The organism is Bradyrhizobium sp. STM 3562, from assembly GCF_045571435.1.
GTDB lineage: Bacteria > Pseudomonadota > Alphaproteobacteria > Rhizobiales > Xanthobacteraceae > Bradyrhizobium.
In genome coordinates, this window is sequence record NZ_CP120694.1 from 102970 (window position 1) to 129297 (window position 26328).

The 26328-nt window shown below is 63.3% G+C and carries 28 protein-coding genes and 2 tRNA genes; 17 read left to right on the forward strand and 13 right to left on the reverse strand.

Annotation, left to right across the window (positions count from 1 at the left end):
• Positions 1-98 precede the first annotated feature (98 nt).
• From rpsA to aroA, 3 genes are all read right to left on the reverse strand, one after another.
• Entirely contained in the window at positions 99-1817 is a 1719-nt protein-coding gene (gene rpsA / locus P6U23_RS00445; protein ID WP_407177685.1) for a 30S ribosomal protein S1, read from the reverse strand.
• 249 nt (positions 1818-2066) lie between these two features.
• Positions 2067-2705 (reverse strand): (d)CMP kinase, encoded by a 639-nt coding sequence (gene cmk / locus P6U23_RS00450; RefSeq protein ID WP_407177686.1) that lies wholly within the window; start codon positions 2703-2705, stop codon positions 2067-2069.
• The gene (aroA, locus tag P6U23_RS00455; RefSeq protein ID WP_407177687.1) at positions 2702-4039 is read right to left on the reverse strand and encodes a 3-phosphoshikimate 1-carboxyvinyltransferase; all 1338 of its coding nucleotides are present in this window, start codon (positions 4037-4039) and stop codon (positions 2702-2704) included. The genes cmk and aroA overlap by 4 nt, the downstream gene beginning before the upstream one ends.
• Positions 4040-4184: 145 nt before the next feature.
• Between aroA and P6U23_RS00460 the strand changes: the two genes are divergently transcribed.
• The 3 genes from P6U23_RS00460 (at position 4185) to P6U23_RS00470 (ending at position 5211) form a co-directional block, all read left to right on the forward strand.
• Positions 4185-4592, forward strand: a complete 408-nt coding sequence (locus P6U23_RS00460; protein ID WP_407177688.1) for a TIGR02300 family protein — start codon at positions 4185-4187, stop codon at positions 4590-4592.
• Positions 4593-4668: 76 nt separating this feature from the next.
• Positions 4669-4744: transfer RNA gene (locus tag P6U23_RS00465), tRNA-Ala, on the forward strand.
• Positions 4745-4941: 197 nt separating this feature from the next.
• The gene (locus P6U23_RS00470) at positions 4942-5211 is read left to right on the forward strand and encodes a GIY-YIG nuclease family protein (RefSeq protein ID WP_407177689.1); all 270 of its coding nucleotides are present in this window, start codon (positions 4942-4944) and stop codon (positions 5209-5211) included.
• A 5-nt stretch (positions 5212-5216) separates the two neighbouring features.
• Here the strand turns inward: P6U23_RS00470 and P6U23_RS00475 are convergent, their stop codons facing one another.
• The gene (locus P6U23_RS00475; RefSeq protein WP_407177690.1) at positions 5217-5675 is read right to left on the reverse strand and encodes a MarR family winged helix-turn-helix transcriptional regulator; all 459 of its coding nucleotides are present in this window, start codon (positions 5673-5675) and stop codon (positions 5217-5219) included.
• Between the two features lie 167 nt (positions 5676-5842).
• Here P6U23_RS00475 and P6U23_RS00480 point away from each other — a divergent pair, with 167 nt between their 5' ends.
• The 8 genes from P6U23_RS00480 (at position 5843) to P6U23_RS00515 (ending at position 13220) form a co-directional block, all read left to right on the forward strand.
• Positions 5843-6268 carry an organic hydroperoxide resistance protein gene (locus P6U23_RS00480; RefSeq protein WP_407177691.1) on the forward strand — a complete coding sequence of 142 codons (426 nt, stop codon included), beginning with the start codon at positions 5843-5845 and terminating at the stop codon, positions 6266-6268.
• Between the two features lie 138 nt (positions 6269-6406).
• A complete protein-coding gene (locus tag P6U23_RS00485) occupies positions 6407-7609 on the forward strand; it encodes a CaiB/BaiF CoA transferase family protein (protein ID WP_407177692.1) in 1203 nt (400 codons plus the stop codon).
• Between the two features lie 385 nt (positions 7610-7994).
• Positions 7995-9311, forward strand: a complete 1317-nt coding sequence (gene ugpB / locus P6U23_RS00490) for a sn-glycerol-3-phosphate ABC transporter substrate-binding protein UgpB (protein ID WP_407177693.1) — start codon at positions 7995-7997, stop codon at positions 9309-9311.
• 52 nt (positions 9312-9363) lie between these two features.
• Positions 9364-10245, forward strand: a complete 882-nt coding sequence (gene ugpA / locus P6U23_RS00495; RefSeq protein ID WP_407177694.1) for a sn-glycerol-3-phosphate ABC transporter permease UgpA — start codon at positions 9364-9366, stop codon at positions 10243-10245.
• 130 nt (positions 10246-10375) lie between these two features.
• Positions 10376-11224: a sn-glycerol-3-phosphate ABC transporter permease UgpE gene (gene ugpE / locus P6U23_RS00500; RefSeq protein ID WP_407177695.1), complete on the forward strand. Its 849-nt coding sequence runs from the start codon at positions 10376-10378 to the stop codon at positions 11222-11224.
• 7 nt (positions 11225-11231) lie between these two features.
• On the forward strand, positions 11232-12323 hold the full coding sequence (locus P6U23_RS00505; RefSeq protein WP_407177696.1) for a sn-glycerol-3-phosphate import ATP-binding protein UgpC: 1092 nt from the start codon (positions 11232-11234) through the stop codon (positions 12321-12323).
• Between the two features lie 157 nt (positions 12324-12480).
• A complete protein-coding gene (locus tag P6U23_RS00510) occupies positions 12481-12906 on the forward strand; it encodes an Hsp20 family protein (protein ID WP_407177697.1) in 426 nt (141 codons plus the stop codon).
• A 50-nt stretch (positions 12907-12956) separates the two neighbouring features.
• Positions 12957-13220 (forward strand): DUF1150 domain-containing protein, encoded by a 264-nt coding sequence (locus P6U23_RS00515; protein WP_024509537.1) that lies wholly within the window; start codon positions 12957-12959, stop codon positions 13218-13220.
• A gap of 278 nt (positions 13221-13498) precedes the next feature.
• On the opposite strand, the gene ptsN is transcribed toward P6U23_RS00515, so the two are convergent.
• From ptsN to P6U23_RS00550, 7 genes are all read right to left on the reverse strand, one after another.
• Positions 13499-13960 carry a PTS IIA-like nitrogen regulatory protein PtsN gene (ptsN, locus tag P6U23_RS00520; RefSeq protein WP_024512959.1) on the reverse strand — a complete coding sequence of 154 codons (462 nt, stop codon included), beginning with the start codon at positions 13958-13960 and terminating at the stop codon, positions 13499-13501.
• 235 nt (positions 13961-14195) lie between these two features.
• Positions 14196-14783: a ribosome hibernation-promoting factor, HPF/YfiA family gene (hpf, locus tag P6U23_RS00525; protein WP_407177698.1), complete on the reverse strand. Its 588-nt coding sequence runs from the start codon at positions 14781-14783 to the stop codon at positions 14196-14198.
• A gap of 176 nt (positions 14784-14959) precedes the next feature.
• Positions 14960-16555 carry an RNA polymerase factor sigma-54 gene (gene rpoN, locus P6U23_RS00530; RefSeq protein WP_407177699.1) on the reverse strand — a complete coding sequence of 532 codons (1596 nt, stop codon included), beginning with the start codon at positions 16553-16555 and terminating at the stop codon, positions 14960-14962.
• A gap of 92 nt (positions 16556-16647) precedes the next feature.
• Positions 16648-17661: an LPS export ABC transporter ATP-binding protein gene (gene lptB / locus P6U23_RS00535; RefSeq protein WP_407177700.1), complete on the reverse strand. Its 1014-nt coding sequence runs from the start codon at positions 17659-17661 to the stop codon at positions 16648-16650.
• A 297-nt stretch (positions 17662-17958) separates the two neighbouring features.
• Positions 17959-18660 carry an LptA/OstA family protein gene (locus P6U23_RS00540; protein ID WP_407177701.1) on the reverse strand — a complete coding sequence of 234 codons (702 nt, stop codon included), beginning with the start codon at positions 18658-18660 and terminating at the stop codon, positions 17959-17961.
• 5 nt (positions 18661-18665) lie between these two features.
• Complete coding sequence (gene lptC, locus P6U23_RS00545; RefSeq protein WP_407177702.1) at positions 18666-19427, reverse strand: LPS export ABC transporter periplasmic protein LptC; 762 nt, start codon at positions 19425-19427, stop codon at positions 18666-18668.
• 143 nt (positions 19428-19570) lie between these two features.
• Positions 19571-20185, reverse strand: a complete 615-nt coding sequence (locus P6U23_RS00550; RefSeq protein WP_407177703.1) for a ribonuclease D — start codon at positions 20183-20185, stop codon at positions 19571-19573.
• 338 nt (positions 20186-20523) lie between these two features.
• On the opposite strand from P6U23_RS00550, the gene P6U23_RS00555 reads away from it, so the two are divergent.
• Entirely contained in the window at positions 20524-21519 is a 996-nt protein-coding gene (locus P6U23_RS00555) for a catalase family peroxidase (RefSeq protein ID WP_407177704.1), read from the forward strand.
• A gap of 67 nt (positions 21520-21586) precedes the next feature.
• Here P6U23_RS00555 and P6U23_RS00560 read toward each other — a convergent pair whose 3' ends face one another.
• Positions 21587-21955, reverse strand: coding sequence for an antibiotic biosynthesis monooxygenase family protein (locus P6U23_RS00560; RefSeq protein ID WP_407177705.1), 369 nt, complete (start codon positions 21953-21955; stop codon positions 21587-21589).
• A 98-nt stretch (positions 21956-22053) separates the two neighbouring features.
• Here P6U23_RS00560 and P6U23_RS00565 point away from each other — a divergent pair, with 98 nt between their 5' ends.
• Genes P6U23_RS00565 through P6U23_RS00575 form a run of 3 tightly spaced genes read left to right on the forward strand, consistent with a single transcriptional unit; the run spans position 22054 to position 24209 of the window.
• Positions 22054-22518 (forward strand): MarR family winged helix-turn-helix transcriptional regulator, encoded by a 465-nt coding sequence (locus P6U23_RS00565; protein WP_407177706.1) that lies wholly within the window; start codon positions 22054-22056, stop codon positions 22516-22518.
• Positions 22519-22533: 15 nt separating this feature from the next.
• A complete protein-coding gene (locus P6U23_RS00570) occupies positions 22534-22941 on the forward strand; it encodes a hypothetical protein (RefSeq protein ID WP_407177707.1) in 408 nt (135 codons plus the stop codon).
• Entirely contained in the window at positions 22938-24209 is a 1272-nt protein-coding gene (locus tag P6U23_RS00575; protein ID WP_407177708.1) for an MFS transporter, read from the forward strand. Before P6U23_RS00570 ends, P6U23_RS00575 begins: the two co-directional genes overlap by 4 nt.
• A gap of 119 nt (positions 24210-24328) precedes the next feature.
• On the opposite strand, the gene P6U23_RS00580 is transcribed toward P6U23_RS00575, so the two are convergent.
• Positions 24329-24415 (reverse strand) — tRNA-Leu (locus P6U23_RS00580).
• A 150-nt stretch (positions 24416-24565) separates the two neighbouring features.
• Between P6U23_RS00580 and P6U23_RS00585 the strand changes: the two genes are divergently transcribed.
• Both P6U23_RS00585 and P6U23_RS00590 read left to right on the forward strand, forming a co-directional pair.
• The gene (locus tag P6U23_RS00585) at positions 24566-25534 is read left to right on the forward strand and encodes a complex I NDUFA9 subunit family protein (protein WP_407177709.1); all 969 of its coding nucleotides are present in this window, start codon (positions 24566-24568) and stop codon (positions 25532-25534) included.
• A gap of 106 nt (positions 25535-25640) precedes the next feature.
• The gene (locus P6U23_RS00590) at positions 25641-25850 is read left to right on the forward strand and encodes a hypothetical protein (protein ID WP_407177710.1); all 210 of its coding nucleotides are present in this window, start codon (positions 25641-25643) and stop codon (positions 25848-25850) included.
• The last annotated feature ends 478 nt before the right edge of the window (positions 25851-26328 follow it).

Sequence of the window (26328 nt, forward strand, 5' to 3'; positions counted from 1 at the left end):
CGAGCCTCGAACGGACGATGCGCACGAGGGAGATAAGCCAACAAAAAGGCCCCGGCAAAGTGCCGGGGCCCTGATTGCGGCGAACGCCAAGCGTCCGCTTACTTGTCCTTGTCGACGCCGCGGTTCTTGAGCGCGGTGCCCAGGATGTCGCCCAGCGTCGCGCCCGAATCGGACGAGCCGTACTGCGCGATCGCCTCCTTCTCCTCGGCGACTTCCAGCGCCTTGATCGAGACCTGCACCTTGCGGGCCTTCTTGTCGAACTGGATCACCCGCGCATCGACCTTCTCGCCGACGGCGAAGCGGTCGGCACGCTGGTCGTTGCGGTCGCGCGCCAGCTCCGAGCGCTTGATGAAGGTGGTGAAGTCTGTACCGACGATCTTCACCTCGATCCCGCTCTCCTTGACCTCGAGCACTTCGCAGGTCACGACGGCGCCCTTCTTGACGTCGCCGGGCTCGGCGAACGGATCGCCTTCGAGCTGCTTGATACCGAGCGAGATGCGCTCCTTCTCGACATCCACGTCGAGCACCACGGCCTTCACCATGTCGCCCTTCTTGTAGTTGTCGATCACCTGCTCGCCCGGAAGCTTCCAGTCGAGATCGGACAGATGCACCATGCCGTCGACGTCGCCCTCGAGCCCGAGGAACAGGCCGAACTCGGTCTTGTTCTTGACCTCGCCCTCGACCACCGATCCGACCGGGTGCTTCTCGATGAAGACCTCCCAGGGATTGCGCATGGTCTGCTTGAGGCCAAGCGAGATGCGCCGCTTGACGGAATCGACTTCCAGCACCTGCACTTCGACCTCCTGCGAGGTCGAGACGATCTTGCCGGGATGCATGTTCTTCTTGGTCCACGACATCTCCGAGACGTGGATCAGGCCTTCGATGCCCGGCTCCAGCTCCACGAAGGCGCCGTAGTCGGTGATGTTGGTGACGCGGCCGTGGAAGCGGGCACCGAGCGGATATTTCGCTTCGATCCCCTGCCACGGATCGTCCAGGAGCTGCTTCATGCCGAGCGAGATGCGGTGCGTCTCGTGGTTGATCTTGATGATCTTGACCTTCACCGTCTGGCCGATGGTCAGAACCTCGGTCGGATGGTTGACGCGGCGCCAGGCGATATCGGTCACGTGCAGGAGGCCGTCGATGCCGCCGAGATCGACGAACGCACCGTAATCGGTGATGTTCTTCACCACGCCGTCGATGACCTGACCCTCTTCGAGATTCTGCACCAGTTCCTGGCGCTGCTCGGCGCGGGTCTCTTCCAGCACCGTGCGGCGGGAGACGACGATGTTGCCGCGCCGGCGATCCATCTTGAGGATCTGGAACGGCTGCGAGTTGTTCATGAGCGGAGCGACGTCGCGGATCGGGCGGATATCGACCTGCGAGCGCGGCAGGAAGGCCACCGCGCCGTCGAGATCGACGGTGAAGCCGCCCTTGACCTGGTTGAAGATGACGCCCATCACCTTTTCGTTGTTCTGGAACGCCTTCTCCAGCTTGCCCCAGCTCTCCTCGCGCCGCGCCTTGTCGCGCGACAGCACGGCCTCACCGAGCGCATTTTCGATGCGGTCGAGGAACACCTCGACCTCGTCACCGACCTTGAGATCGCTGTCGCGGCCGGGGCCTGAAAATTCGCGCAAGGCGACGCGGCCCTCGGTCTTCAGGCCGACATCGATGACGGCCATGTCCTTTTCAATCGCAACCACCTTGCCCTTGACGACGGAGCTTTCCTGCAGGTTCCCGCCGGCGAAGGACTCATCCAGCATCGCGGCAAAATCATCGCGAGAAGGGTTGTAAGTATTAGCAGCAGTAGTCGAAGCCATTTGCTCTCCACTTGCGGAAATCTTGCCGGCCATTGCGGTGAGGGGGCGTATCGCACGTGAAGTGGTCCGAGGTCCGCAAAGCCCTTGGACGACCGCCTGTCGCGCTCGGAAGCGCACCATGGCGGGCCGGCAGAAGCCTGCACGTTCGATACGGTGATTTAGGTCCGGAAACGGATCAATCTCGAGATCATTCGAGATTTCGATCAGATCAAGGCGGGAGCGGGTATTCCTCCAATGACGGCGACGGGATCAGCCCCGCTGCCGGCCCGCTCGGACGGCCTCGACGATGTCGATGGCGGCCCGGACGCCCGCCTCTATATCGAGATTGCTGTTATCTAGCAAGTAAGCATCCGGGGCCGGCTTTAAAGGGGCAACGGCCCTGTTCTTGTCACGCTCGTCGCGCTGCAGGATGTCCTGAAGCACGGCGGCCTCGTCGGCGTCCTCGCCCCTCGCCCTCGCCTCCAGGGTACGGCGGCGGGCCCTGACCTTGGGGTCGGCGACGACGAAGATCTTCACATCCGCATTGGGGCAGATCACGGTCCCGATATCGCGGCCGTCAAGCACCGCTCCCGGCGGATCGGCGGCGAATTGACGCTGGAAGTTGACCAGCACCTCCCGGACCTTGGGGAAAGCGGACACCACGGAGGCGGCCTCCCCGACCTTCTGCGTCTTGAGCACAGGATTGCCGAATTTTTCCGGATCGAGCTCCAGCGCAGCGGAGACGGCGAGCACCTCGCTGTGGAGGTCCGCCCCCGCCTCGATCAGCGCATAGGCGACGGCGCGATAGATCACGCCGGTGTCGAGGTGGCGATAGCCGTAATGCTTGGCGAGGCGCTTGCCGAGGGTCCCCTTGCCGGATGCGGCCGGCCCGTCGATGGCGATGATCATGAAAACTCCGCCCCGAGCGCGCGCATCATCGGAATGAAATCCGGAAAGCTGGTGGCGATGAAGGCCGTATCGTCGACCCTGACCGGCTTGTCGGACGCAAGCCCCATCGCCAGCGCGGACATCGCGATGCGATGGTCCATATGCGTTGAGACCAGGCCGCCGCCAGGCACATGCCCCCGACCCTCCACGATCAAATCGTCGCCGGAGATTTCGACCTTGACCCCATTCACGCGCAGCATGTCCGCGGTGGCCGCAAGACGGTCGGATTCCTTGACCCGCAGCTCCTGCAGGCCGCGCATGATGGTAGTGCCCTCGGCAAAGGAGGCCGCGACCGCCAGGACGAGGTACTCGTCGATCATCGATGGCGCGCGTTCGGGAGGAACCTCAACCCCGCGCAGTCTGGAGGCGCGGACGCGCAGGTCCGCCATCCCCTCGCCGGCGTCGGTGCGCACGTCGGCTTCCTCGATGGAAGCGCCCATTTCCCGTAGCGTGGCGATGAGCCCGGTGCGAAGCGGGTTGGTCATGACATCGGACAGGAGAATGTCGGAACCCTCCACGATCAACGCCGCCACCAGCGGAAATGCCGCCGAGGACGGATCGGCCGGCACCACGACCTCGGCGCCGTGCAGCTCGCCCTGACCGGTCAAGGCGATGCGGCGGCCGTGGCGACCCTCCGGCGTGGAGACGATCTCGGCGCCGAAATGTTTCAACATCAGCTCGGTATGATCCCGGCTCGCCTCCTGTTCGATCACGGTGGTGACGCCGGGGGCCGCGAGCCCCGCCAGCAGCACGGCCGATTTGATCTGGGCCGAGGCGACCGGCGTGCGGTAGGTGATGGGCACCGGGTCGCGCGCGCCTTGCAACGTCAGCGGCAGGCGACCGCCTTCGCCGCCGGCGGTCACCTTCGCCCCCATCAGTTCCAGGGGATCGAGCACCCGCCGCATGGGGCGGCTGCGCAAGGAGGCGTCGCCATCGAACACGCCCGCGATGGGACAGCCTGCGACCGCGCCCATCACCAGGCGGCAGCCGGTGCCGGAATTGCCGAAATCGAGCGGGGCCTTGGGCTGGGCGAAGCCGGACACGCCGACGCCCTGAACCTGCCAGGCGAAATCGCCGGTGCGTTCGACGGAGGCGCCCAGCGCGCGCATGGATTTAGCGGTGTTGAGGACGTCTTCACCCTCGAGCAGCCCGGAAATCCGGGTCTTGCCGACGGCCAGGGCGCCGAGAATCAGAGCCCGGTGCGAGATCGACTTATCGCCGGGGACGCGCGCTTTTCCACCCAAGGGGCCGCTGGCGCGCGCCTCCAAGGGGGTCGGATGGTCGGAATGGGTCAACTTTGTGTCCTTTGCCGGCGGCAGGTAACACAGGGGCGGCGCCACGTCACGACCCTCTAATTTCTTGGCTGCCGCGCTATTGACAGCGGGCGCTCAACTAGCCAAGTGAAGCTCCGCTTTTTCCGACATTGCCAGGATTCCGCACGTGGCCAAACCCGATCTTGGAACCAAACGCATTTGCCCGACCACGGGCAAGAAATTCTATGACTTGAACAAGAATCCCGTGATCTCGCCCTATACCGGCGAAGTCGTACCGATTGCCCCTGTTGCGCCCGTCCGTGCCCGCGGCGAGGCCGCGCGCGCCACTGCCTCCAACGAAACCATGCCGGAGACGATGGAAGCCGAAGAGCTGGTGCCGCTCGAGGAGGCCGATGCCGAGGAGAACACCGGCAAGGTCAAGGCGATCGTTCCGGAGTCGGAGGACGATATCGAGATCGACGAGAGCCTCGAGGACGATGATGACGATTCGACCTTCATCGCCGACGATGAGGAAGAGGGCGAGGAGGACGTCACCGACATCATTGGCGACGTCGGCGGCGACGAGGAGACTTGAGCTTCTCGCCGAAGTGTGATCAACGAACGTCCGTGATGATCCGGCGCGCTGCCCAAAGTACGCCGGCCTACCTGATGGGGCCATAGCTCAGCTGGGAGAGCGCTTGCATGGCATGCAAGAGGTCGGCGGTTCGATCCCGCCTGGCTCCACCACGCTTCGCCTTCGGCTACGCGTGGCGCAGCCCGCGTAACCGAAGGCGAAGCGTGCCCGGCGTAGCCCAAAGGGCGAAGACGGGCCTGCCAACAAACGCTCAGTTCTGCCTCCATAGACTCGGCGGCTTCTAGTCTAGGCGAAGGTACCAGCTTGAGGCTGCGCTCTGCCTCCTGCCGACCATCACCCTGGGGCAACGATGTGGTACGTCTATATCATCCGGAGCGTCGATTTCCCTGAGCAGGAGTACACTGGTGCGACCGAGGACTTGAAACAGCGAATACCTGATCATAACGCCGGAAAATCAGCCCACACCGCCAAATACAAACCCTGGAAATTGGTTTGGTATTGCGCTTTTCCCGACAAGCGGAAGGCGCTGGAATTTGAGACATACCTCAAGTCCCATTCAGGCCGGGCGTTCGCGAAGAAGCGCTTGCTATCATCGGCCGAAGTGGACGGCTCCCGGTAAGCCCCCTACTCCCCCACGGCCGCATTGAGCTGATCCCTTAGCGCCACCAGGCTCTTGCGCAGGCCCGACGCCTCCCCGATCGAGCAGCCGGACGCCGCGAGAATCGCCTGCGGCACTGTCCTCGCCTTGTCCCGCAGAGCCTGGCCATGCGGCGTCAGCGCGATCAGCACCTGTCGCTCGTCCTCGGCCGACCGCGTCCGCTTGATCAGGTGGGCGGCTTCCAATCGCTTCAGCAGCGGCGTCAGCGTACCGGAGTCCAGCAACAACCGCTCGCCGATCTCCTTCACGGGCACGTCGTCGCGTTCCCACAGCACCAGCATGACGAGATACTGCGGATAGGTCAGACCGAGCCGGTCGAGCAGCGGCTTGTAGACGCGGTTGAACGCATGCGCGGTCGAATAGATCGCAAAACAAAGCTGATGGCCCAGCATGAGCTGAGCGTCATTGAGGGATTTCTTCACCATTCTGCGTCTCTTCAAGCCTCGCCGCCGGGAACATTCCAGCGCCCGCCCGCACCCCGGATCGATTGCGCACAATGTAATCACGAAAATTCGATCGGCCAATTATATTGTGCACAATATAATTGTGTGCAATGTAGACGCACCTAAACCGATAGACCCCGGAGACGATCATGTCCGTGAATGTGCTCTACAAGACCAGCGCCAAGGCCACCGGCGGCCGCGACGGCCACGCCGCGACGCTCGACGGCGCGCTGGACGTCAAACTCACCACGCCGAAGGAATTGGGCGGCGCCGGCGGTGCCGGCAACAATCCCGAGCAACTCTTCGCCGCAGGCTACGCCGCCTGCTTCATCGGCGCGATGAAGTTCGTGGCGTCCCAGGGCGGCCCGAAGGTGCCGGCCGACGCCTCGGTGACCTCGACGGTCGGCATCGGACCGCGCTCGGAGGGCGGCTTTGGGCTGGACATCGAGCTTGCGATCTCCCTGCCCGGGCTGGCGCGTCCCGAGGCCGAAGCGCTGGTGACCAAGGCGCATCAGGTATGTCCTTACTCCAACGCGACCCGCGGCAATGTCGATGTCCGCCTGAAGGTCGTCTGAGGAGCGGGCCTCGCGCTGCCTTCCGCGGCGCGGCATGCGTCGGCGGAAGCCAGGGGCAGGCGGCGGCGCATTTGCGCTGCCGTGTCCGCGATGCTTAATGGTTCGCGAATCCCAAACCAAGCTCGCGAACGCATCTCCATGACCACTCAACCTGCTCCCGGCGCGATGGCCGGACTGCGCGTGATCGACCTCACGCGCGTGCTCGGCGGCCCCTACTGCACGCAGATCCTGGCCGATCACGGCGCCGACGTCATCAAGGTCGAGCCGCCGGCCGGCGACGAGGTGCGCGACTGGGGTCCGCCCTTCCACGAGGAAGACGCGGCCTATTTCGTCGGTATCAATCGCAACAAGCGCTCGATCGGCCTCGACCTCGCATCCGAGGGCGGTCGCGCGGTGCTGATGAAGATGCTCGAGGGCGCCGACGTCTTGATCGAAAATTTCAAGCCGGGCACGCTGGAGAAATGGGGCATCGGCAGCGAGAGCCTGCGGGAAAAATTCCCTGCCCTGGTGCATTGCCGCATCTGCGGCTTCGGCGCCGACGGCCCGCGCGGCGGCAATCCCGGCTATGACGCGATCATCCAGGCGATGACCGGCATGATCGCCGCCACCGGCTCGCCGGAGAGCGGGCCGATGCGGATCGGCGTGCCGCTCGTCGACATCACCACCGGGCTTTATGCCGCGATCGGCATTCTGATGGCGCTCTCGGAGCGGCAGAAATCAGGGATCGGACAGTTCCTGGAAGTGACGCTGTACGAGACCGGGCTCGCCATCATGCACCCGCACACCGCGAATTATTTCATGCACGGCAAGCCGCCGGCCCTGACCGGCAACGAGCATCCCAACCTCGTGCCTTACGCGATCTTTCCGACGAAAACCGACAACATCTTCATCGGCGTCGGCAATGACGGCACCTTCCGCAAGCTCGCCAAAGAGATCGGCAAGCCCGAACTCGCCGCCGATCCGCGCTTTGCGCGCAACAAGGACCGCGTCGCCAACCGCGAAGCGCTGCGTGCCGAACTTGCGGCGGTGTTCTCGCAGCACCAGGCCGAGCCGCTGTGCAACCGTCTGCTCGCCGCCGGCCTGCCCGCCGGTCCCGTGCAGAAGATCGACCAGGCGCTGACCAATCCGCACACGATCTACCGTGGCGATGTGATCGAGAAGGATTGGTACAAGGGAGTCGCCTCGCCGATCCGCCTCGATCGCACCAAGCCAAGCCTGCGCCGCGTGCCGCCGAAATTCAGCCAGCACGCCCAGGAGGTGCTCGCCGAGCTTGGTTATTCGGACGATGAGATCGACGCGTTGGTGGCGAAGGGCGTGGTCTGCCCGGAACGGAAGCGATGATCTGAACCAACGAGATAAATCGTACGGTCGTCCTGGCGAAAGCCAGGACCCATAACCACAAGCGTCAATCGCGACGCGACTCACGATCCTCCGTCATGCCCGGGCCTGTCCCGGGCATCCACGTCTTGGGTTGCTCGGGCGATCACGTAGATGGCCGGGACACGCCCGGTCATGGGCCGCGGGTCGGCTGTTGCCGGCTTCATTAACGTTTGCGGTTATGGGTCCCGGCTTTCGCCGGGACGACAGCGGTGAGGGCCTTCTGCGGCCAATTTCCCGTTTCCCCATTCCCACTTTTCCCCTCTAACCTCCCCTTGTCATAAGGTCATTTGCGCGTCATTGAGCATTGCTAACGCGCAAGAACATCGTACCAACGGGAGGGGGTTTGATGGCTTATCGAGGGTTTGGTGCTGCCGCAGCCGGCGTTGTCACGCTTGCGTTTGCCGCCTCGCCTGCGTCGGCGGTGACCGAGATCCAGTGGTGGCACGCCATGACCGGCCCGAACAACGACGTGGTGGTCAAGCTCGCCAACGACTTCAACGCCTCGCAAAGCGACTACAAGATCGTGCCCACCTTCAAGGGCTCTTACGCCGACACGCTCAATGCCGGTATCGCGGCCTTCCGCGCCGGCAATGCGCCTGGAATCATGCAGGTGTTCGAGGTCGGCACCGCGACCATGATGTCGGCCAAGGGCGCCATCAAGCCGGTGTTCGAACTGATGAAGGAACAGGGCGAGAAATTCGATCCGCAATCCTATCTGCCGGCGATCACAGGCTATTACTCCACCTCGAAGGGCGACATGCTGTCGTTCCCCTTCAACTCGTCGAGCATGGTGATGTGGGTCAATCTCGACGCGCTGAAGGAGGCCGGCATCGCCGAGCCGCCAAAGACGTGGCCGGAGGTGTTTGCGGACGCGAAGAGGCTCCATGCCACGCATCCGACCTGCGGCTTCTCCTCGTCCTGGATCACCTGGGGCCTGATCGAGCAATTCTCGGCCTGGCACAACGTGCCGATCGGCACCAAGGCCAACGGCCTCGACGGCTTTGACACCGTGCTGGAGTTCAACACGCCGCTGGAGACCAAGCTGCTGGAAAACCTGGTCGAGCTGCAAAAGGACAAGAGCTACGATTATTCGGGGCGCACCAACACCGGTGAAGGCCGCTTCACCTCGGGTGAATGCCCGCTCTACATGACCTCGTCGGCCTTTTATCCGAACGCCAAGGCCAACGCGAAGTTCGCCTACACGGCGGTGCCCATGCCCTACTTCCCGGATGTCGCCGGCGCGCCGCAGAACTCCATCATCGGCGGCGCCTCGCTGTGGGTGATGGCCGGCAAGTCGGCAGACGAATACAAGGGCATCGCAAAATTCTTCACCTTCCTGTCCGACACCGACCGCCAGGTCTACCTGCACGAGGTCTCCGGCTATCTGCCGATCACCAAGGCGGCCTATGAGAAGACCAAGGAGTCCGGCTTCTACGACAAGAACCCGATCCTGGAGGTGCCGCTGAAGGAACTGACCAACAAGCCGCCGACGGAGAACTCGCGGGGCTTGCGCTTCGGCAGCATGGTGCAAATGCGCGACGTGTGGTCGGAAGAAATCGAAGCGGCGCTCGCCGGCAAGAAGTCGGCCAAGGCCGCGCTTGACGCTGCGGTGTCGCGCGGCAACCAGATGCTGCGGCAGTTCGAACGCACGGCCGTGAAGTAACGGCCTGGATCGCGGCCGGGCGCGCCGGCCACGATCGCCACGCGGGGGCAGCATGGAGAACAGGGCGATCTTTTCCGGCAAGCTGCTGGCGTTTCTGCTGGTGGCCCCGCAGCTCGCGGTCTCCCTGATCTTTTTCTATTGGCCGGCGGCGCAGGCGCTATGGCAGTCGTTCCTGGTACAAGATGCCTTCGGTCTCTCGACCGAGTTCGTCTGGTTCGAGAACTATGCAGCGCTCTTGAAGACGCCTGAATATTACCAGGCCATCGGGGTGACCTTCGTCTTTTCGATCCTGGTGGTGACCTTCTCGCTCGCCATCGGGCTACTGCTTGCGGTGATGGCCAACCGCAACATCGCTGGCGTGCAGATCTACCGCACCTTCCTGATCATTCCCTACGCGGTGGCGCCGGCGGTCGCGAGCGTTCTTTTCATCTTCATGTTCCAGCCCGGGCTCGGCATGATCGCCCGCACTCTGCAGCGCGCCGGCATCGACTGGAATCCGGTGCTCAACGGCACCCACGCGATGATCCTGGTCGTCATCGTCGCGGTCTGGAATCAGATCAGCTACAATTTCCTGTTCTTCCTCGCCGGGCTGCAGTCGATTCCGAAAAGCGTGATCGAAGCCGCCGCAATCGACGGCGCCAGGCCGATGCGGCGGTTTTGGACCATCGTCTTCCCGCTGCTGTCGCCGACGACGTTCTTCCTGATCATCGTCAACATCACCTATGTCTTCTTCAACACGCTCGGCATCATCGACACCGCGACCGGCGGCGGGCCGAACGGGGCGACGCAGACGCTGGTCTACAAGGTGTTCCAGGACGGCAAGGTCGGCGCCGATCTCGGCGGCTCGGCGGCGCAATCGGTGATCCTGATGATCATCGTGGTCGTGCTGACAGCGTTTCAATTCCGCTACGTCGAGAAGAAGGTTCATTACTAGAGCATGATCCGGAAAAGTGGAAACCGGTTTTCCTCGCGACAAACGGCAAGCGTTTGCGCGGAGATCATGCGCAAACAAGGAGATGAGATCATGATCCGATTCCGTCTAACCGGATCATGATCGGAACGCCATGGTCGAGCATCGTCGTTTTGGAAATCTCCTTCCGCACCTGGTCTTGCTCGCCGGCGTCATTGTCGTCGCCTTCCCGGTTTACCTCGCCGTGATCGCCTCGACCCACGACAACGCCGTGATCGCCAACGGACAGATGCCGCTCTATCCCGGCACCGAGGGTCTCGAGACCTATTGGCACACGATCGCCTCGGGCACTGGCAAGACCACGCGTCAGCCGGTCGGCGGCATGATGCTGGCGAGCCTGATCATGGCGACCGGGATCGCGGTCGGCAAAATCGCGATCTCGATCATCTCGGCCTATGCCATCGTGTTCTTCGCCTTCCCGTTCCGGATGATGGCGTTCTGGACCATCTTCATCACGCTGATGCTTCCGGTCGAGGTGCGGATCTACCCGACCTACAAGATCACCTCCGACCTCTCCATGCTGGACTCCTATTCCGGCCTGATCCTGCCGCTGATCGCCTCGGCAACGGCGACGCTGCTGTTTCGCCAGTTCTTCATGACGGTGCCGAAAGAACTGGTCGAAGCCTCCAAAATGGACGGCGCGGGCCCGATCCGCTTCTTCTTCGATACGCTGCTGCCGCTGTCGGTGACCAACATCGCCGCGCTGTTCGTGATCCTCTTCATCTACGGCTGGAATCAATATCTCTGGCCGCTCCTGATCACGACGCGCGACGACATGCAGACCATCGTCATCGGCATCAAGAAGATCATCGACGTGCATGACGCGCTCACCGAATGGTCGGTGGCGATGGCGACCGCCGTGCTGGCGATGCTGCCGCCGGTTGCGGTCGTGGTGCTGATGCAGCGCCTGTTCGTCAAAGGCCTGATCGAGACGGAGAAGTAAGGCAGCCATGGCCAACGTCGCGCTTCGCAATGTCCGCAAGGCCTATCCCAACGGCTTCGAGGCCATCAAAGGCGTCGATATCGAGGTTGGCGACGGCCAGCTCTGTGTGCTGGTCGGCCCGTCCGGCTGCGGCAAATCCACGCTGCTGCGGATGGTCGCGGGCCTCGAGACGGTGACATCGGGCGAAATCGACATCGGCGGACGCGTGGTCAACAAGGTCGAGCCGGCCGATCGCGACATCGCGATGGTGTTCCAGAACTACGCGCTCTACCCGCATATGAGCGTCTATAACAACATGGCTTACGGCCTTCGTAACCGCGGCATGGCGAAGGGCGAGATCGACACCCGCGTGCAGGAAGCGGCGCGCATTCTCGAGCTCTCCGCCCTGCTCGATCGCAAGCCCGGACAATTGTCCGGCGGCCAGCGCCAGCGTGTGGCGATGGGCCGCGCCATCGTGCGGCAGCCGAAGGCGTTCCTGTTCGACGAGCCGCTGTCCAATCTCGATGCCAAACTCCGGATCGCGATGCGCGTCGAGATCCGGAAATTGCAGCGGCGGCTCGGCACCACATCGATCTATGTCACCCACGACCAGCTCGAGGCGATGACGCTGGCCGATATTCTCGTGGTGATGAATGGCGGCCAGGTCGAGCAGATCGGAAACCCGTTGGAGGTCTATCAGAGGCCGGCGACGACCTTCGTTGCCTCCTTCATCGGGGCGCCACCGATGAACCTGATCGGCTTGCGCGAGGCCGGCATCACGCTTGCGGGCGCAGGCAGCGAGGCCGGCATTCTCGGCATTCGCCCGGAGGACCTGCAGATGGTGGACGGCGCGGTGCCCGATGGTGGCGTCGCGTTCGAGCTGACGGTGGAGGCGATCGAGCGCGTAGGCGCGGAGACCTACGTCTACGGCCTGCGCGCCGAGCAGGCTGGCGGCGCGGCCGTCAGCACCAGGCCCGGAGAATTGCCGCCGGGCGAAATCCTGGTCCGGATCCCCGGCCAGAGCGGGCCTGCGATCGGCGAACGCATCCGCGCCGCCGCGGTGCGGGAGAAGCTGCATCTGTTCAGCACCGACGGGCGAAAGCGAATCGCGTTGGGTTAAGCCGCCTTAAGGAAGCCCTGGATTATGATTCGCTCGTTGCCAGGAGACGGTTCCAGCGCGCTTGAACAGGCTTCCATTCGTGCCCATATTGCCGCTCAAGGGGTGCCGCAAGGGCCCTGAAACATCAAAGTCGCTTTCCGCGAGGACTTTGTAAACTATGTCTCGTGTTCCATCGTTATCCAGTCCGTTCCTGCTGGGATTTGACGAGATCGAGCGCGTGCTCGACCGGGTCGTCAAAGGGGCCGACGGCTACCCTCCCTACAACATCGAGAGGTGCGACCGTACCAACGGCCAGCCCGAACGGCTGCGCATCACGCTGGCGGTGGCGGGATTTACCCGCGACCAACTCGATGTGACCATCGAGGAAAACCAGCTCGTGATCCGCGGTCGCCAGCAGGACGACAAGGCACGGCAATACATCCATCGCGGCATCGCCGCGCGCCACTTCCAGCGTACTTTCGTGCTGGCGGAGGGGATGCAGGTGCTGGGCGCGGACCTGAAAAACGGGCTGTTGTCGATCGATCTCGCCCGGCCTGAGCCGGAGCGGATCGTTAAGACAATCGCTATCAATGAACACGAATAATGGAACGAGTGGCGGACTCGACCGCTTGTGGCTCAGAAGGAGTCGAGACCATGACTGAAGGTAATGTTGCGTCAGAAACCCCTGTGTCCCCGGAGGCATTGGCCCATCTGGGTGAGGGTCATATCGCCTATGTGAAGCAGATCCGTTCCGAGGATGTGCCGGAGCTGTTTCCGCAGGCGCCGAAAATCGCGCCGGGCTTGAAGCTTTTCGCGCTCCACGCCGCCGACGGTACGCCGATCATGCTCACCGACTCGCGCGAAGCGGCGATTGCCAATGCCTGGAGCAACGAGCTGCAGGCCGTCAGCGTCCACTGACGTAAGGCACCAGAGAGGAATTCGAAGACGGCGGGCGCCTCTGATCGATCAGAGGCAGCCCGCCGTTTTTATTTTGTTTACCGGGCGTCGACCCTGAACCGTCATGCTGAGGCGCCGGAGCGAAGCGGAGGCCTCGAAGGATGAACGGCCCCGCTGATACAGCGGGGCCATCGCCCTTCGAGGTTCGCTGTCGCGAGCGCCTCCAGCGACAAACGGCAAAGCCGTTTGCGCGGGGATGACGGTTTGAGATTAAACGCGTGCGGAAACAAAGCCGCTGATCAAGCCGCGCTCGCCGGCGGCAGCGCCAGGACCGAATAGATCGCCTGTGCGTCGCGCGAGGCGCGGAGCTTCTTGGCGATGTCCTGGTCCCGCAGCAGCCGGGCGATCCGCGCCAGCGCCTTCAAGTGGTCGGCGCCGGCGCCCTCGGGCGCGAGCAGCAGGAAGACCAGGTCCACAGGCTGGCCGTCCATGGCTTCGAAGTCGATCGGGCGCTCCAGGCGGGCGAACAGGCCAAAGATCTTTTCCAGCTTCGGCAGCTTGCCGTGCGGAATGGCAACGCCGTAACCGACGGCGGTGGTGCCAAGCTTTTCGCGCTGCAAGAGGACCTCGAAAATGGCCCGCTCGTTCTGCCCAGTAAGCTCCGCCGCCTTCGCGGCGAGTTCCTGCAGCGCCTGCTTTTTGCTGTTGACCTTCAATGCCGGGAGAATCGCCTCGGGTGCGACCAGATCGGTAATCGTCATGGGGCGTTCCGAGGGTGAATTGAACCGTCAGGTTGCGAAATAGGCCTTTACTGGCCGTCGTCAAGAAGTTGGAGAGGAAGGCGGGGTTTACGCCCGAGCCCGGGTCCTTGGTTGGGGGGCTTCTACTCCAACGCAACGGCTGTGCCAACTCCCGGCATGCGTTCCGCGCGTCCTAATCCTAAAAACCGTGGACGACGGGGCGAGCGCCAAAATTGTCATGTTTGCCACCGGTTTATCAGGATTTGACGGTCGGCGGATCGATCCAGCCGACATTGCCGTCCGCGCGGCGGTAGATGATGTTCACACGGCCGCTCGAGCCATGCTGAAACACCAGGCAGGGCGCGCCCGTCAGGTCCAGTTCCATGACCGCCTCGCTGACCGACAGCCGCTTCAAGGACGTCGTTGCCTCCGCAATGATCACCGGGCTGTAGCCGGTGACCTCTTCCTCGCCTTCGTCCGGTGCCTCGATGACATAGCTCGGCGCTTCCAGATCGGCCATCGCCGCCGCGGCCGCATGGGCCTTGCGCGCAGAGCGATCCTTGAGCCGGCTCTTGTACCGGCGCAGCCGCTTTTCGATCATCAGGAGCGCCTGGTCGGCGCTGGCATAGGCGTCGGGCGCGTTGTAGTCGGCCTCTAGGGTGATTCCGGAATCAAGATGCAATGCGCAATCGGTGCGGAAGCCAAAACCGTCCTTGCTCAAGGTGATGTGGCCGGAAAAATTGCCGTCGAAATATTTCCGCAAAACCTCCTCGGTGCGCTCGCTGATGCGACCGCGCAGCGCCTCGCCGACGCTGATGCTTTTTCCCGAGATCCGGAGAGTCATTTAAAGCCTCCCTTGGGATGCCTTGCATGGTTGCCTTGCTCGGCATGATCGTCCGGGCAAAGCGGTCCGCGCTCGTTCCGGATCATGCTCTCGCAGGAATCGACACTATCCCGATTTGAGAGGGACGCAATCCGGGGAAGCAGGGAAGCGGCCGCGCGCTGTGTCGCAGCGGAACTTCACACCGGCAGCACCAACGCGCTCTGCTTTTCGCGGCGGCGTTGCACCGAGGAAGGAATGCGCATCGCTTCGCGATATTTCGCGACCGTGCGGCGCGCGATGTCGATTCCGGCCTCGCGCAGTTTTTCCACGATGGTGTCGTCGGACAGGATCGCGTTCGGATCCTCGCCATCGATCAGCCGCTTGATGTGATGCCGCACGGCTTCCGCGGAATGAGCTTCGCCGCCATCGGCGGAGGCGATCGAAGCGGTGAAGAAATATTTCAGTTCGAAGGTGCCGCGATTGGTCGCCATGTATTTGTTGGCGGTGACGCGCGAGACCGTCGATTCATGCATCTGGATCGCGTCCGCCACGGCTTTCAGATTGAGCGGCCGCAAATGCGCGACGCCGTGGGTGAAGAAGCCGTCCTGCTGCCGCACGATTTCGGTCGCGACCTTCAGGATAGTGCGGGCGCGCTGGTCGAGCGCGCGCACCAGCCAGGTCGCGTTCTGCAGGCAATCGGTGAAGTAGGATTTGTCGCCGTCTTTCTTGATGGTCTTCGACAGTTCCGCGTAATAGGTCTGGTTGACCAGCACGCGCGGCAGCGTGTCGCTGTTGAGCTCGACCTGCCAGCCGCCGTCCGGACCCGGCCGCACATAGACGTCGGGCACCATGGTCTGCAGCCGCGAGGTGCCGAACCTCAAGCCCGGCTTCGGATCGAGACGGCGAATCTCGCCGATCATGTCGGCGATGTCTTCGTCATCGACGCCGCACACCTTGCGCAAGGCAGCGATGTCGCGCTTGGCCAGCAGATCGAGATGCTCGACGAGGGCCTGCATCGCGGGATCGTAGCGGTCGAGCTCGCGGAGCTGGATTGCAAGACATTCGCTCAAATTGCGCGCGCAGACACCGGGCGGATCGAATTTCTGCAGCACCGCGAGCACCGCCTCGACCTCTTGCGGCGTGGCGCCCAGGCGCTCGGCCGCCTGGCCCAGATCCGGCGGCAGATAGCCGGCTTCGTCCACGAGATCGATCAGGTATTGTCCGATCATGCGCTCCGCCGGCGAGCTGAAGGCCACCGCGAGCTGCTCGGCAAGGTGATCGGCGAGCCGCACTTCGGCCGCAACAAAAGCCTCGAGATTGTACTCCTCGTCACTCGAGGCGCCGCCGCCCCATTCGGTATAGGCGGTCGGGGTGGCTTCCTGCGCGTGGCGCGCGGCCGCCTCGGCCGGCTCCTCGGAAAAGACGTTGTCGAGCCCGGTGTCGAGGGTCTGTTCGATCTCGGCGCGGCTGCCGAGATCGGGGCTCAGCCACTCTTCCTGGCCCGGTTCGAAGCCCTCGCCGCCGGCCGCTTCGGATTGGCCGGGCGTAAAATCCTCGCCGCCATCGGCGTCCGAATCGGAGAAATCGGCCCGCCCCTCGGCCTGCTCGCCAGCGATCGCAGGCTCGGGGCCGTCGTTGGCCCGCTCGAGCAGCGGATTGCGCTCCAGTTCCTCTTCGACGAAGGCGGACAGGTCGAGATTGGACAATTGCAGCAGCTTGATCGCCTGCATGAGCTGCGGCGTCATCACCAGCGACTGCGATTGACGGAACTCTAACCTTTGCGTCAGCGCCATCGAAGCAAAAACCGTTCCTTAAAAATTGGTCCGATTCTTGCTTATCTTACTCTGAGGCCGATGTACACGGCTTGACGAATTGAAATAAAGAACTACAGGCGGAACTCTTCGCCGAGATACAGGCGGCGAACGTCGGGATCGCTGACGATCTCCTCGGGACTGCCCTCCGTCAAAATCTCGCCGGCGTAAACGATGTAGGCGCGGTCGGTCAGGCCTAGCGTCTCGCGCACATTATGGTCGGTGATCAACACACCGATGCCGCGATTGGTGAGATGGCGAACCAGGTCCTGAATGTCGCCGACCGCGATCGGATCGATGCCTGCGAATGGCTCGTCGAGCAGCATGTAATTCGGGCGGGTGGCGAGCGCGCGCGCAATCTCGACGCGGCGCCGTTCGCCGCCTGAGAGCGCGATCGACGGCGTCTTGCGCAGCCGTGTGATGTTGAATTCGTCGAGCAGCGAATCGAGTTCCGCCTCGCGCTTCTTCTTCGAGGACTCCACCACTTCGAGCACCGCGCGAATGTTCTGCTCCACGGTCAGGCCGCGGAAGATCGAGGCTTCCTGCGGCAGGTAGCCGATGCCGAGCCGCGCGCGCTGATACATCGGGAGCTGCGTCACGTCATGACCGTCGAGCTCGATCGCACCGCGGTCCGCCTTGATCAGCCCGGTGATCATGTAGAACACGGTGGTTTTGCCGGCGCCGTTCGGCCCGAGCAGGCCCACCGCCTCGCCGCGGCGGACATAAATGCTCACGCCGCGCACGACTTGGCGGCTGCCGAAGCTCTTTTCCACGCTATGCACAGCCAGGTAGCCCTGCCGTCCCAACAGGCGGGGCGCGGCCGCCCCGTTGCCCCTCGCGCCGGTCTTGGCTGGCGGCTTGGCCGGTCTCTGCGGCGGGCGCGCCCGCGGCGCCTGTGGCGCTTCCGCGTGCTGGGTGCCTCTCAGATCCACGCCGGGGATCGGCGTTTCACGCGCGATCGGCGGCGCCTCGCGCACCGGGCTCGCCACCATGTCGCCGAAGGCGGTGATATCCTCGCGCGCGCGCGCAAACCCGCTCCGGCCGCTTTTTGCGGGGCGCCGACGGAACATGCCGAAAAAATCCACCATCCCCGCTTCGCTTTATGCCTCTTGAAGGTGTTCCGTGGCTCGCTGCCGGCGGTTCGATCGGTTCGCCCAGCATGCAGCAATGGGTGTTCCTTGCCCAGCGGAACGCCCGGTCTCAGGACGCGCAGCTATATTCCCCATCATTTGGGACCGAAAGCGGGCACCTTACGCGACCCGTCATCCTCAGGGTGACGGGACGCGTTGAGAGCTCGTTTCGAGCTACACGACCGTAAGCTAGATACAGGCTTGCGCTCCCACCTTCAACTGCACCGCCTCAAGCGGCCTCGGAAGTAATTGAAATCACTTCGGTTTATTCGAGCCTAGGGCGGGCAAGGGCGATCCGCTGCCCTGCCCTGGCGCGCCGCAGCCGCTGCCGCCCTGCCCCGACTGGTTGATGAACAGGCCCTGCACCTTGCCCGAATCGGACTCCACCCGCGAGACGCCGGTGGTCATGTCGACGAACAGCCGGTCGCCCCGCAGCACGTTCTTGCACTGGGTCAGCACCACCCCGCCGAGCATGGTGATCAGGTTGGTCTTGGTATCGAAAACCGCGGTCTCGCCGGTGACGACCTGGTCCTTCTGGGTCACGACCACGTTGCCGTGCGCCTCCAGCCGCTTGATCGACGAACTGCCGCTGGGCCCTGGGGTGGCCGACTGCATGGGCGCGCCTTTCGCCGGGGCCTTGCCCTTGGCGGGCGGCTGCTGCTTGTCGGAACTTGATTCGTAGAACACCACGAGCGTCTTTGAGGTCATGGTGGTGTCGCCCTGCACCACCTTCACATTGCCCGAGAAGGTTGCTTCCTTCTGCTTGTCGCGCATCTCCAGCGACGCCGCCTCGATCTGGATCGGCTGGTCGCGATTCTGCGAAAAGCCCTGCATCGCATTGGGCACGCCTTGCACGGCACTTTGCGCACTGGCGCCGAACGCGACCGCGAACGTCACGGCAAAGCCGCACAGCAAAAGCTGTCCGCTCGAATTGCCCAACCGCGAGAGCTTGCGCATGCGTATCACTTGGAATGCGTGGGTTTGCCGGAAGCGGACCGCGGCTTCGGCGATGGGGCAGGCGGCGCCGGTTCGACCGGAGCTGCGGTCGCGCTGGTCTGGTCGCCTGCTGGCTGCTCGGCGTCGAGGTGATCCAGATGCATCACGACATTGCCTTCGAAACGCACCACCGCGCCGCCGTCGATGATCTTCATGCGATCGGAGGACAGCGTTCCATTGGTCAGCTTCACATCGACATGTTCGTCGGAATCGACGGTGTTCTTCGCCATGTCGACGAAGGCATGGGTGAGGCGCGCCTCATAGCCTGTCGTGGTCTGCAAGAAGATATCCTTGCGCAGGTCGATCGTCTGCTGCTTGTTGTCGAACAGCCCGGTGAGGGCATCGAGCGTCACGGTCGAGCGGTCCTCCATCAGCACCTTGGCGCGCACCTTGTTCAGCTCGACATGATCGGGGTCGGTCAGGTCCTGGGTCGCGGTCTTCGCCCAGAGCTCGTACGGGCGCTGGTCGGGCGTGTAGCCCGACAGATGCGGCGATTCCATGGTGATCTTGGTGCCGGAGACCACGAGGTTTCCGACGTCCAGCGGCAATTTGGGCATCAGCATCCGGAACGGATTGAAGATCGAGATGCCGACGATCATGGCCAGCGCCAGCAGCACGGCCGCCGGTACCGCGACGCGCAGCGTCCGCACCATCCGGCTGTGGCGCGCGGCAATGGCAAAGCGCGCCTCGAGGCTGGCCTGGTAGGCTGGGTTCTGGACCGAATTCACCGCTGCTCCGCGTGCGAGGGTTGCCCCTCATTGTAACCCGCATTGCCCCATGACGCAGTCGGGAACTGGACGCGCGACTGTGACCGAAACGGGGCAGGGAGGTCACCTCTCCGAAAAGGCAGAGGTGACCCAGAGCCTTCGCCTCACGAATGGGCAAAAATATCCTCTAGCTCCCAACCCTGCAGGTCGAGCTTGGCCCGGGTCGGCAGGAACTGGAAACAGGCCTGGGCCAGTTCGGTGCGCCCCTCGCGCGCCAGCATGGTATCCAGGCGCTCGCGCAGGGCGTGCAGATGCAAGACGTCGGACGCCGCGTAGGCCAGTTGCGGCTCGGACAACTGCTCCGAGCCCCAATCGCTGGACTGCTGCTGCTTCGACAGATCGATGTTGAGCAGCTCGCGCACCAGATCCTTCAGGCCGTGGCGATCGGTATAGGTGCGGGTGAGGCGGGAGGCGATCTTGGTGCAGTACAGCGGCTGCGGCATCACGCCGAAAGCCTGGTACAGCACCGCGATATCGAAGCGGGCGAAGTGAAAGATCTTGGTGATGCCGGGATTGGCGAGCAGCGCCCTCAAGTGCGGCGCGTCGGTGTGCCCCTGCGGGATCTGCACCACGTCGGCACTGCCGTCGCCGTTCGACAATTGCACGACACACAGCCGGTCGCGATGCGGATTGAGCCCCATGGTCTCGGTATCGATCGCAACCGACGTGGTGTAGCGGGAGAGATCAGGCAGGTCGCCGCGATGCAGGCGTACGGTCATGAAAATCTGGCCTCTGGAAATAGAGCCTCTGGTCGATTCGAATGCGGCAAACAGCCTAACGCCCAAAGCCGCCAGGGGCGAGCGGGCGAGCGGGTCTTTTCGCTAGCAAAATCCGCCAAATTAGCAACCCACCGGCGCGACCATCGCCCCCGCCGGCACCAGGCGCGCCGTCACCGCCCAGTCCGCCGGTGGGTAGGCAGCTTGAAAGTTAATGGCTGTCAGCCCGGGCGAACTATGTTGGTGGCGCGGTTTGGTTTAGATTGATCGCAGTGGGCGCTTTTTTAGCCAATCTGAAACCGCTTTCCGTATGCGCTCCTTCGTCAATCGGGAGGATGGTCATGCGATCGTTTCAAAGCATTGCTCTGACCGCTGCATTGTCCGCGCTGATCGCTGCAGCCGCGACCTGCACGGGCGCCGAAGACGAACCGCTCGGCGTTCGGCTGGTCAATCAAATGAATGCGCTTTACGGCCAGCATCCGGGGGTTCGCGCGAACCACGCCAAGGGCGCCGTATTTGAAGGCACGTTCACGCCGGCTCAGGGCGCCGACGTCCTCAGCTCGGCTGTCTTTCTCAAGGGCGCTCCGACGCCGCTCGTTATTCGCTTTTCAAATGCCGGAGGCGTGCCGGATGCGCGCGACAACGACCCTTCGACCGGGGGTGTCCGCGGCATGGCCATCAAATTCCGTCTCCCTGACGGGAGCGAGCAAGACATGGTCTGCATCTCGGCAAACAGCTTTCCGGTGGCGACCGGAGAGGATTTTCTGGCTCTGCTGCAGGCGATCGGCGCGAGCGGTCCCGACGTACCCAAGCCGACGCCGCTCGAGAAATTCCTGTCGACCCACCCGGCCGCGGCCGCGTTTGTCGGCACGCCTCGACCCGTGGCGGTCAGTTACGGCACGCAGCCTTTCTTCGGCGTCAACGCTTTCAAGTTCACCAATGCGCAAGGAACAGCCAAGTTCGGCCGCTATCGCATCGTGCCCGAGAGCGGAGCTGCTTACGTGAGTGACGAGGAGGCGGCGAAGCGTCCTCCTGACGCCCTCGCTGACAATCTGCGGGCATCGGTCGAAAAGGGGCCCGTCAAATTCCGCCTTCTGGTGCAGGTTGCCGCCGCCGATGATCCAACAACGGATGCCACGAAAGTCTGGCCGGATGACCGGCCGACCGTGGAGCTCGGCGAAATCGCTGTCACCAAGGCCTTGGATACCAAGAAGGTCGAGAACGATTTGCTGTTCCTGCCAACCAACCTGGCGGCCGGCATCGAGGCGTCGGACGATCCGATCATCAATACGCGCACCGAGGCGTACGCGGAGTCGTTCAGCCGCCGGACCAAATAGACCGTCGACGATCGCGGAAAGCGCGCAGGGCGGATGAGCCGACCGCGTAATCCGCTGTCTGCCGTGCTCATGCGACGCAGATGCCCGATACCGCGACCTTCTGGAACAGATGCGGGGAGGCAACGGCCGAGGAGGGGTAAGCCGAGAGTTTCGCCCTGAACTCCGGATGCGTGAACGCGGCCCGAAAATCTGCGGTGGACGCCCAGATCGCATAGTTGAGATAGGTCGGGCTGTCGCCGATCGCGCGGTGAAGCTGGGTGGAGATGAAGCCCGGCTGGCGCTTCATGAACTCCGCATCGTCCTGCCAAACCTTGAGGAAGGTCTCTTCGTCCGCCCGGTCGAGCGTGAAGACGTTCACGAGGACGACGGGGCTCGCATCGATCGTGATCTGGCGGTCAATCGGGAAGGCGGGGTCGAGAGGGCGCAACGATGGCATGACACACTCCCCTGAATTTGGTTGTATAGCACCAACTTGGTACGATATGAGCATAATGACATTGACATCATGATGTCAATAGTGCCTGATGGTGACGTATGAAAAGGATCGAGCGGACGCCCGCGGGCGAGGCCCTGAGCGGCCTCGTCCTCGACATGTTCAGGGTCAACAGCCTGCTTCTGACCGCCGGCGACCGCCTGGTTGAGGCGCTCGGGCTGACCAGCGCGCGCTGGCAGATCCTTGGCGCCATCATCGCCGCCGAACGGCCGCAGCCGGTGGCGTGGCTGGCGCGCGACCTCGGCGCCAATCGTCAAAACGTGCAGCGGATCATCAATGACCTGCACGCGGAGGGGCTCGTTGCCTTCGAAACCAACCCGCACCACCGGCGGGCGCAACTCGTGGTCTTGACCGAGAAGGGCAGACAGACGTTCGAGGCCGCCATGCGGTTGCAGGCGCCCTGGATCAACAGCCTCGCGGACGGACTCGCGATCAAGGACATCCAGGCGACGCACCGCGTCATTCTGGCCTTGCGGCAGAGGCTGGAGGGGAATGGGCGGGAGTAGCGAACGCAGGATGGATTGGCCGAAGGCGTAATCCGCCGTCGGGACGGGCAGGCTATCGGCGGGTTACGGCTGATCCTTGGTCAGTTGGCCCTGCATCCGAACCACAGCGGCGGGCGCGCAAGGCTTGCCGCTTTCGCTCTCGAAGCCGGCTTTCTCCTGTTCGGCGGCAATCGCTCTCAAGGAGTGGCGGCCACCCCAGAGCGTCTTTCGGCGCAACCGATTCGCGCTTTCCTCGTGCAGCTCATTGCCTTTCCGAATTCCCTGAATTCCTTCGATCCGTTGCACAGATCCCACAATCCGGCGCGAACTCCGCGTTTCCGCGGAACTTCTGCGATGCGAGGCCGTGAAATCGTCCCGGACCACCCTATCTGTTGCCAGTTCCTCGCCCCCTTTCTCCCCCTTCGCAACGAACGAGAGCCATGACCGAACAAACCCTGGCAGCGCCAATCGACGATCAGCAGGAACGCCAACGCGGCTTTTCGCGCTACCAGTCACTCCTCATCGCGCTGCTCGCGTTCACACAGTTCACGATCATTCTCGACTTCATCATCATGTCGCCGCTCGGCGCCATCCTGATGCCCTCGCTCAACATCACGGCCGGGCAATTCGGCGTCGCGGTTTCGGCCTACGCGTTCAGTGCGGGAATTTCGGGTATTCTGGCCGCCGGCTTTGCCGATCGCTTCGATCGCAAGCGCCTGCTGCTGTTCTTCTATGTCGGCTTCACGCTCGGAACCCTGCTCTGCGCGGTGGCGCAGAACTACCATGTGCTGCTGCTCGGCAGGATCGTGACCGGATTGTTCGGCGGCGTGATCGGCTCCGTCGTGCTTGCCATCGTCACCGACCTGTTCCCGCTGCATCTGCGCGGCCGCGTGATGGGATTCGTCCAAACCGCGTTCGCCGCGAGCCAGGTGCTCGGCATCCCGGCCGGGCTGTTTCTCGCCAATCACTGGAACTGGCACGTCTGCTTCGCTGCGATCGTCGGCCTGTCGATCGCAGCGATCGCTCTCATCGCCTTGGCGATGGAGCCGGTCAATGCGCATCTGCGGCTCAAGCAGGACAAGAATCCCTTCCACCACCTGATCGCGACCGTCGGACAGCCACGCTATACGCTGGCCTTCGCAGTAACGACGCTGCTGGCGACCGGCGGGTTCATGCTCATGCCGTTCTCCAGCGCCTTCACCGTGCATAATCTCGGCATCGATATCGTGAACCTGCCGACGATCTATCTCGTCTCCGGACTGTTCAGCATCGTCACGGGCCCGCTGGTCGGCAAGGCGAGCGACGCTTTCGGCAAATATCCGACCTTTGTTTTCGGTAGCGTGGTGTCCGTCATCATGGTGCTGATCTACACCCATCTCGGCCACGTCTCGCTCACGACCGCGATCCTCGTCAACGTGCTGATGTTCGTCGGCATCTTTTCACGCATGATCCCGTCGCAGGCCTTGATGTCGGCGATCCCCGACGCGAGCCAGCGCGGCTCGTTCAACGCAGTCAGCGCGTCGCTGCAGCAGTTCTCCGGCGGGCTTGGCGCGACGCTCGCCGCCGCGATCATCGCGCAAGACCCTGACGGTTCGCTGATCCATTTCGACCGGCTCGGATACGTCGTCGTCACGACATCGATCCTCTCGCTGATCGCGATGTACTTTGTGCAGAAATCGGTGGCAAATCGGGCCGGCAGACGGATCGTCTGACCGCAAGCGTACTGGCTTGGCGCAATGGGGCGCCCCGTCACGACGGCGATGCATGGGTCACCGGCCTGCTACCTCCATCGATCGCAGGCAACACCATTTTGCGTCGAAATCCCGCAAAATGGTGCCCAGGAAAGGACTCGAACCTTCACGGCTGTGAGGCCACTGGCACCTGAAGCCAGCGCGTCTACCAATTCCGCCACCTGGGCATGGGGGCGGTTACTACGGGGCCGTCGCGCGCTTGTCAAATTGCAGATTGGCGTTCTGATTAAGCTGTACAGAAATCGCCTGATGGCGTATCGGCAAATCCGCTAAATAGCCGCCGTTCCCTCGAATTTGGCCCTTAGGACACGTTACCCATGCCCTCCAATCTGGACACCCTGGTTACGGTTTTCGGCGGATCGGGTTTTCTGGGCCGAGCCGTGGTTCGGGCGCTGGCCAAGCGCGACTACCGCATCCGTGTGGCGGTGCGGCGGCCGGAGCTGGCCGGGTACCTGCAACCTCTGGGGCGGGCCGGGCAGATCCACGCGGTGCAGGCCAATCTGCGCTACCCGGTTTCCGTCGAAGCGGCGATGCGCGATTCCCATCTGGCCATCAATCTGGTCGGCATCCTCGCCGAAAGCGGCGCGCAGACCTTCGATGCGGTCCAGACGGCCGGTGCCGAGACCGTGGCCAAGGCAGCGGCCGCCGCTGGAGCCGAGATGGTGCATGTCTCCGCAATCGGCGCCGACGACAAGTCGACCTCGGCCTATGCCCGCGCCAAGGCTGCCGGGGAAAAGGCGGTGCTGGCCACGCTGCCGTCCGCGACCATCATGCGCCCCTCGGTCATGTTCGGGCCTGAGGATCAATTCACCAACCGTTTTGCGGCCTTGGCCCGGATCTCGCCGCTGCTGCCCCTGATCGGCGGCGGGGTCACGAAGCTGCAGCCGGTCTATGTCGGCGATGTCGCCTCGGCGATCGCGGAGGCCGCCGACGGCAAGACCAGGCCGGGCGCCACATACGAGCTCGGCGGCCCCGAAGTTCTCTCCATGCGCGAGATCATGGAGCTGATCCTTGAGATCACCGATCGCAAGCGCGCGCTGGTCTCGCTGCCGTTCGGACTTGCGAAATTCCAGGCCGCGTTCCTGCAGTTCGCGCCCGGCGCGCTGAAGCTGACGCCGGACCAGGTGGAGCTGCTGCGCACCGACAATATCGTGTCGGAGGCCGCGAAAGCCGCCGGGCTGACGCTGGAAGGGCTCGGCATCACGCCCGATTCGCTGGAAGCGATCGCCCCGCAATATCTCTGGCGCTTCCGCCCCGCCGGGCAGTTCCAGCGCAAGAGCGCGTAACGGCGCCGTTACACCGCGACGTCCACTCGTCATGGCCGGGCTTGTCCCGGCCATCCACGTCTTGGTGCCGCGGGAAAGACAAACGATGCCTGGGACAAGCCCGGGCATGACGACCTTTTTGCTTGCCAGCCGGCATGCATCACAAAGCCAAAATCGATTCGCCCGTCAGGCAAACCTGTTCGATACCAGCTTGCCGCTTCTCGCACGAGGCTCTTCAAGCCGGCGAAAACGCCTGCGCGCAAAAGCCAATTTCGCCCGCGCTCTCAAGCTGATTTGGGTCGTCCAGATCCGCGCGCAAAAATATTCCGCTTTGTGATCACCCCAAATCAGTCGCATCCTTCGCGCGTCCCGCCTCGATTGAAGAGGGGCGTGTCGCGAACGTCACGGACGTGGAGGCGGGATGCGGTGGACGCGGATGTATCGAAGACGAACGATACGGATGCGGACGGCGAAGTCGTGTGGTCCTGGCGCCCCAAGGCTGGCGCCAAGTTTTGCGAAGATGCGTGACCGCATCTCGCTGGCGACGGTGACAACAAAGTCTGGCTCACCGGGGAGAGCGCGGAGTAAGCCGTAAAACCACTGTGCAGGGAATGCCGGGTTGTCTCGGCTGAACCTGTGGTCAACGCCCCGCGCACTTTTTTCGCGCGGGGGCCATGGGTGCAGCCAGCACCCGGCATTCCCTGCTCCCTCTATGTTTTAGGGAGGGTGGTCGTTGAAGCAAAACTCGGGCGAATTCCGTCGCGAGAAGGCGCACGCGCATCCTCCTGCTGTTTGAAAATCGAATCCGCCTTTGT